The sequence below is a fragment of the Flavobacterium sp. genome, assembly GCF_035760125.1.
GTDB lineage: Bacteria > Bacteroidota > Bacteroidia > Flavobacteriales > Flavobacteriaceae > Flavobacterium.
This window is the reverse complement of the sequence record NZ_DASTTN010000455.1, coordinates 1-6944: the sequence shown is the minus strand read 5'-3', so window position 1 is coordinate 6944 and position 6944 is coordinate 1. Positions and strand designations below refer to the sequence as shown.

Genomic DNA, 6944 nt, shown 5'->3' with positions numbered 1-6944 from the left:
ATAGGCTCTTGAACCGTTTTATACCCTATAAAACTGATAGTCAAACTTCCATCTTTAGGGGCTTTAATTTGGAACTTACCATCGAAGTCTGTCGCTACTGATGTTGTTGTTCCATTTAAAACAATGGTTGCCCCTGGAATTGGCAAGCCCTTTTCATCAATCACTTTTCCGTTAATGGATGCTTCCTGTGCATGGCCATAAACTGAGAATAAGATTAACGAAATACAAAAAATAAATGTTTTTAATAATTTCATTTTTCTGATTATTTTGGTTAATTAATTAGTTATTTAATGCAATAGTAAGGACAAAATTTTTACATTGATAATTAAAAACTACTACAAAAACACATCAAAAACGTTGTAGTTACATAACAAAAACACATCAAAACTTTTATAAATTATTGTTTTACAATCTTTTATATATAAAAAATTGTTAGTTAAAGAAATATTAATTTAAAAAAACCACTACAATTGTGATAAATTAAATACTTTAGCTTAAAATCTATTAAAAACCATTCAAATTCAGTCTTTAAAGACTCTTGACCGTTAATTAAAAACACATCAAAATCAATTATACAAACCAATAAAACTATAAACTTAAATTCAATCAATGGCACACAATAAATACCAATACATCAAATTAACTGGCTTTTTTTTACTGCTTATTTTAACCAACCTGCCTTATACATCTTTGGGACAAGTAAAAAAAATTGGATTGCCACATATCAAGAATTTCAGCAGAACAGAATACAAAGGAGGAACCCAAAATTGGAATATCGAACAAGACAAGAATGGCAATCTATATTTTGCAAATAATAATGGTCTCTTGCAATTTGACGGTTCCGCATGGACAAAATACCCTATGCCAAATGTTACATTTGTTAGATGTCTTAAAATTGATGCTTCAGGCAGAATTTTCGTTGGAGGTTATAATGAATTTGGCTATTTCAAACCTAATTCAAAAGGGAAGCTAGAATACTTTTCTGTTTCCAAACTCATAAAGAGGGATAATCCCAAAATAATTGATAATATTTGGAAAATTCATTTTTACAAAGGCGCTGTATTTTTTCAGTCTTTCAAAACCACATATATCTTTAAGAATAATAAAGTAAAAATACTAGAAGCCCCGAACAAATTCCAATTTTCATTTCAAGTTAACGATCATCTTTATTTTCAAGATCTTTCAATGGGCCTAATGAAGTATAGCAATGGACAACTTATTCCTTTAAAAGGCACAACCTTTTTGAATGACACAGAAATCTGGGGAATGTTTGCGATGCCAAATAATAAAATATTAATTGCGACTTTGGACAAAGGACTTTATTTGTATAATAATGAAAGCATGGTTCCATGGGAAACCGAAGCCAACCAATTTGTTAAAAAAAATAGTTGCTTAGGAGGGTCGATCATTCAAAATAACTACATAGTTCTTAATTCTATTTTGAACGGTATTATTATCTGCGACAGCAATGGCAGAATAGTTCAACAAATCAACCATAAAAAAGGAATCCAAAACAACACAGTACTTACTTCGTTTGTTGATAGTAAAAGTAATCTTTGGCTAGGTCTTGACAATGGAATCACTTTTATTAATGAAAATTCTCCCTTTACCTATTTTGGTTCTAGTTTTGATTTAAGTACGGTTTATGCCTCGGTTGTCTATAAAGGGAATTTATATGTAGCCACAAATCAAGGTTTATTTTACCATTCCTGGGATCACACCTTTAAAGAAGATACTTTTAAACTTGTGGAAGGAACAACTGGACAGGCATGGAACATTCAAGTTATAGATGGAGAGTTGTTGTGCGCACATAACAGGGGTGCGTTATTAATTGAGGGTAGCAAATCTTTTAAAACTTTAGACAATGTAGGATATTGGATATTCAAGCAAATACCGAATCATCCGAATTATTTAATTGGTTCCAACTACAATGGTTTTTCAATATTTGAAAAAAAAACAAATGGTTGGCAGTTTAGAAATAAAGTTGGAGGGCTTATTAAATCTATTGGCGAATTTGAACTGGACGATAAATCCATTTGGATAAAAAAAGACAATTTAATTCAACAACTGACATTAACCAAAGATTTAAAACAATTTAAGACCATTAAAACATATCAAAACCTAACAAATAAAGCCACAGGAATTGGAAGCATTCAACAGTTAAGAAACAAAATTTATTTTCAAACCAATAATCAGTTTTTCAAATTTTCCTATGAACAAGAATTATTTTTTGAAGATAAAATGATAACCCGCTTGTTTAAAAACATACCAAAAGTCAGTACTATAAGGGAAGATAGTCAAGGAAATATTTGGTATGTCTACAATGAATCCTTAGGGGTGTTAATGAAAAACAAAGACGATAGTTACAAAAATAGCGCTGCCCCATTCTCTAACTTGACAGGTAATCTAGTCTACAACTATTTGTCTATAAATGCGATTAATTCCGAAAACATTTTAATTGGACTTACTGACGGCCTTGCCCATTACGATTCCAAACTCCTGAATAATTTTGCAACCAAACCAAAAGCTTTTGTAAGAACATTTACGTTCCCAGGAAATACTTATATACTAGGAAATGGACAAAAAGCAATCGAACAATATGAAATACCATACTCGTCAAATCAAGTAAAATTCACATTTTCTTCTCCCATTTATGAAAATCTTGAAAATGTAGAATTTTCTTATCAATTAGTTGGCTTTGATGAAAATTGGAGTCCTTGGTCAAACAGTTGGACAAAGGAATACACCAATCTAAAAGAAGGTAATTACACAATGAAAGTAAAAGTAAGAAACAGTTATGGAATTCAATCTGATGAAACCTCAATTGCTTTCAGAGTATATCCTCCATGGTACAGACATTCATTAGCTTATTTATTTTACTTACTAATGGCTGCCGGCTGTGTATATTACGTTCGCTTTAGAATCAGAATAAAAATAAGAAAAAACAAACATTTTGAAACACTGGAGCAACGAAGATTATATTTAGAAAAAGAAACTAAAATCAAACAAGAGCAATATGAGTTGGAAAAAGAAATTGAAAAATTAGAAAATGAAAAATTGCAAATAAAAATCCTGACCAAAGACAAGGAATTAGTAAACAACACCTTACAAGTTGTTAAGAAAAACAAAATATTAAACGGAATTATTCATAAATTAAAAGACATCAACACAAATTCGTTTGATGAAACAACTAAAGCTCAATTCACTAAATTAAACAGAAGTATTACCAAAGAAGTCAATACTGACAAAAGCTGGAAGGATCTTGAAAAACATCTCAAAAATGTGCATTTTGATTTTCTTAAAAAATTAAAAGAAAAACATCCTACAATTTCACCACGAGAAATGGATTTGGCCACTTATTTATTAATGAATATGTCTACCAAAGAAATTGCAGAATTCATGAATATATCAACAGGAGGTGTAGAATTAGCCAGATATAGACTTAGGAAAAAACTAGAGTTAAACCAAAAAGAAAATTTAATTGGCTACTTAATGAGTATCAAATAAAAAAAAGCTCCTTCAATTACTGAAGGAGCTTTTTAAATATTAAAAAAATTATTTTATAAACTCTAAGGTTCGTTCCAAAGCCATTCCTCTAGAACCTTTAATTAGTATCATATTATTTTCAAACTTTATGTTTTTAATGGAATCCGAAAAAGCATCAAAGTTTTCAAAGAAAAAGAAGTTTGATTTATTTGTTTTATTCTGATAAAAATCTTTACCAATAAAATAACAAACAATATCATTTTGATTCATTAATAAATCAACAACGCCTTTATGTTCTAATAAACTCTCATCACCTAATTCAAACATATCACCTAGAAAAACAATTTTATTTTCTTTGCCCAAAAGGATGAAATTCTCAATAGCTACTTTCATACTACTAGGATTTGCATTATAAGCATCCAAAATAATTTCATTTGTTCCTTTAGACATTAATTGCGACCTATTATTTTCGGGAACATAACTTTCAAGCGCTTGTTTAATATCATTTTCCTCAACACCAAAATAATTTCCTATGGCAATTGCCGCATTAATGTTATTTGCATTATACAAGCCAATTAAATGAGTTGAAATAGTATTTTGGGAATAAGTCACAGAAACAAAAGGATTAGCCTCTACACTAGTTACATTCACGTTAGCAACGTCTTTATTCATCCCAAAAGAATACGACTGTAGAGCTTTAGTTTTTTCAACCTGGATAGGGTCTTCAAGATTAACAAATGCTAATTTGTCATTATTTGAAAGATAATGATACATTTCACTTTTACCTTTAATGACACCTTCAACGCCACCAAAGCCTTCAAGATGTGCTTTTCCAAAATTGGTGATGTACCCGTAATCAGGTTGTGCAATATCACATAAAAATTCTATCTCTTTTTGGTGATTAGCCCCCATTTCAACAATTCCCATTTCAGTTTGGTCATTAAAGGACAATAACGTCAAGGGCACTCCAATATGATTATTTAAATTCCCAATAGTCGCTTTCGTTTTGAACTTTTTTGAAAGCACAACATTAATCAACTCCTTAGTTGTTGTTTTTCCATTACTCCCAGTAAGGGCAATTATAGGTAATTTTAAATAATTTCTATGAAATTTAGCTAATTCCTGCAAAGCAATTAAACTATTTTCAACCAAAATGGTTCTTTCGTCAATGTAATAATTTTTATTATCTATTATTACATAGGACGCCCCTTTATCAAGCGCTTCGTTGGCAAAAGTATTGGCATCAAAATTATCCCCTTTTATTGCTACAAAAAATGAATTAGACCCAATTTTCCGTGTGTCAATTGAAACAGAATCGCATTTCAAAAACAAACTATGAATGTATTTAATATCCATATAAATATAGTTTAAAAAATAAAAGCCCTAATGAAAGGGCTTTTATTGTATTGTATATAAAAAAATTAATTTCTAGGTGATCTTTTTGTATTTGATTTAGAACCTACTCTAGACATAGCACATCTGAATCCGATATAATCTGTTGCCATATCTTGAGGGAAGAATCTTCTTTGCGCAGGATCCAACCAATAAGCTCTGTCTCTCCAAGATCCTCCTTTGTAAACACGAACTGCATCATTTATCAAAGTAGTTCTTTTACTAGACTTGTCATACTTTCTTTCCATGTTTCCTAAACTGTCAATTTTCACATTGTGTTTAGGAGCGTTATACATGATTTCTTTCTCTGAAGTTTTTCCTTTATCAGCATCAGCACCACCAAACTTATAATATTTACTAGATTGTTTATCACCATCTCTGTAATTAATATTGTCGCTTGTACTGAAATTTTGTCTCAAATAAGTTTCATTATCATCAACAGGAACTTGAGCAATTTCACCAGCCAAGTATCTAGGCACTAATTTACCATTACTTAATGTATCAAAAACAACATTTTTATTAGTGATTACTTCAATTTTTCCGTCTTTACCTATTTTATTTTTAGTGTAAACGTTACCTCTGAAATAGTTAAAATCATTTGTCTCAACATCAACGATTGGTCTGTAAACATCGGCAACCCATTCAGATACGTTACCTGCCATATCATATAGTCCAAAATCATTTGCAGGATAGCTTTTTACAGCATTTGTAATATCAGCTCCGTCATCAGACCAACCTGCGATTCCACCGTAATCACCATTACCTTGTTTAAAGTTAGCTAATTGGAAACCTTTGTTTGACCTTTTTCCAGAACGAGTGTAAGTACCAGACCAAGGATATTTCTTTTGTCCTTTGTAGATATTGTATTCTCTTTGACCTACATCAGCTGCTGCTGCATATTCCCACTCCGATTCGGTTGGTAATCTGTATTCAGGTAATAAAATTCCTGATGATCTTTGAGCATATACATTTTTCTCTTCAACCACATTACCATTTTTATCTGGTTTTGGTCCTTTTTTAGATGCTCCTTTTCCTTTCAAAAGAATTTCTTCGTTTCCTCCGTAAGTCATTGTAGGCGCAGCTAAATAAGTTTCAGAGTTAAAATTACTTTCAGCAGAAACATCTAATGTCTTAGCATCTTTCTTTAAATATCCATTTTTTTCTAAAACAGCTTCGTTTACACGATCAGTTCTCCACTTACTAAATTCAACCGCTTGAACCCAATTTACTCCTACAACAGGATAATTAGCATAAGCTGGATGTCTTAAATAGTTATTGGTCATTGTCTCGTTATAACCCAATCTATTTCTCCAAACAAGAGTATCTGGCGAAGCGCCTTCATAAATATTTTTATAATTTTCTTCTGTTGGAGGATAAACTTTTTTCAACCATTCAAGGTATTCAAGATACATTAAGTTGGTAACTTCAGTTTCGTCCATATAGAAAGACATAACATGTTGTTGATTTGGAACATTATTCCAATCATGCATTACATCATCTTGAACTAATCCTCTTGTAAAAGTTCCTCCTTCTACAAATACCAATCCAGGTCCAGTTTCCTGAGTCTTATGGGCAGATCCTTTTGTAAAACCGCCTTTAGAGCTGCTTACATTCCAACCTGTACCTCTCGAGGCACTGTCAGATTTAGATTTTTTGCTACAACTAGCTAGCCCTAATATTAATGCCAGGGATAGCATCATCTTTAAGGGAATAGTTTTATTTACTTTCATAGTTTCTAGTAGGTGATTATTAAAATTTAGGTTGCGCAATGTAATAATTAAACATTAAATCACAAAACCCTTTTCAACTTTATTTTTTATTAAAATTTTAACACATGTAATAAAACGCAAAAATATATTTTTTATTACACAAAACAACGAAAATGACATTTAATATTTTTTTTTTACTTTTAACAATTATTTACAATATCCTACGTCATCAATTCTAATGAGAAACCTCTTATTTTGTTTTATCCTTTTACTCCCAATCATAACTTTTGCTCAAATAAAAGGAGATATAAATATTGATTGGATAGAAAAAAATACTACAACACCAAATACTAAGCT

4 protein-coding genes are annotated in these 6944 nt (G+C 30.8%); 1 reads left to right on the top strand and 3 read right to left on the bottom strand.

Annotated features, from left to right (window positions below):
* A partial coding sequence (locus tag VFS71_RS16175; RefSeq protein ID WP_326402575.1) for a carboxypeptidase-like regulatory domain-containing protein occupies positions 1-254 on the bottom strand: 254 nt, incomplete at its 3' end.
* Positions 255-609: 355 nt separating this feature from the next.
* Between VFS71_RS16175 and VFS71_RS16170 the strand changes: the two genes are divergently transcribed.
* Positions 610-3507 (top strand): helix-turn-helix and ligand-binding sensor domain-containing protein, encoded by a 2898-nt coding sequence (locus VFS71_RS16170; protein ID WP_326402574.1) that lies wholly within the window; start codon positions 610-612, stop codon positions 3505-3507.
* 48 nt (positions 3508-3555) lie between these two features.
* Here VFS71_RS16170 and VFS71_RS16165 read toward each other — a convergent pair whose 3' ends face one another.
* Together VFS71_RS16165 and gldJ are read right to left on the bottom strand one after the other, a co-directional pair.
* Positions 3556-4842 (bottom strand): UDP-N-acetylmuramoyl-tripeptide--D-alanyl-D-alanine ligase, encoded by a 1287-nt coding sequence (locus VFS71_RS16165; protein WP_326402572.1) that lies wholly within the window; start codon positions 4840-4842, stop codon positions 3556-3558.
* A 65-nt stretch (positions 4843-4907) separates the two neighbouring features.
* Positions 4908-6608: a gliding motility lipoprotein GldJ gene (gldJ, locus tag VFS71_RS16160; RefSeq protein WP_326402571.1), complete on the bottom strand. Its 1701-nt coding sequence runs from the start codon at positions 6606-6608 to the stop codon at positions 4908-4910.
* Positions 6609-6944: the final 336 nt, after the last annotated feature.

What these genes read in the sequence shown, in the direction of transcription:
- VFS71_RS16170 (WP_326402574.1), top strand. Translation starts at nt 610, where the DNA reads ATGGCACACAATAAATACCAATACATCAAATTAACTGGCTTTTTTTTA.
- VFS71_RS16165 (WP_326402572.1), bottom strand. Translation starts at nt 4,842, where the DNA reads ATGGATATTAAATACATTCATAGTTTGTTTTTGAAATGCGATTCTGTT.
- gldJ (WP_326402571.1), bottom strand. Translation starts at nt 6,608, where the DNA reads ATGAAAGTAAATAAAACTATTCCCTTAAAGATGATGCTATCCCTGGCA.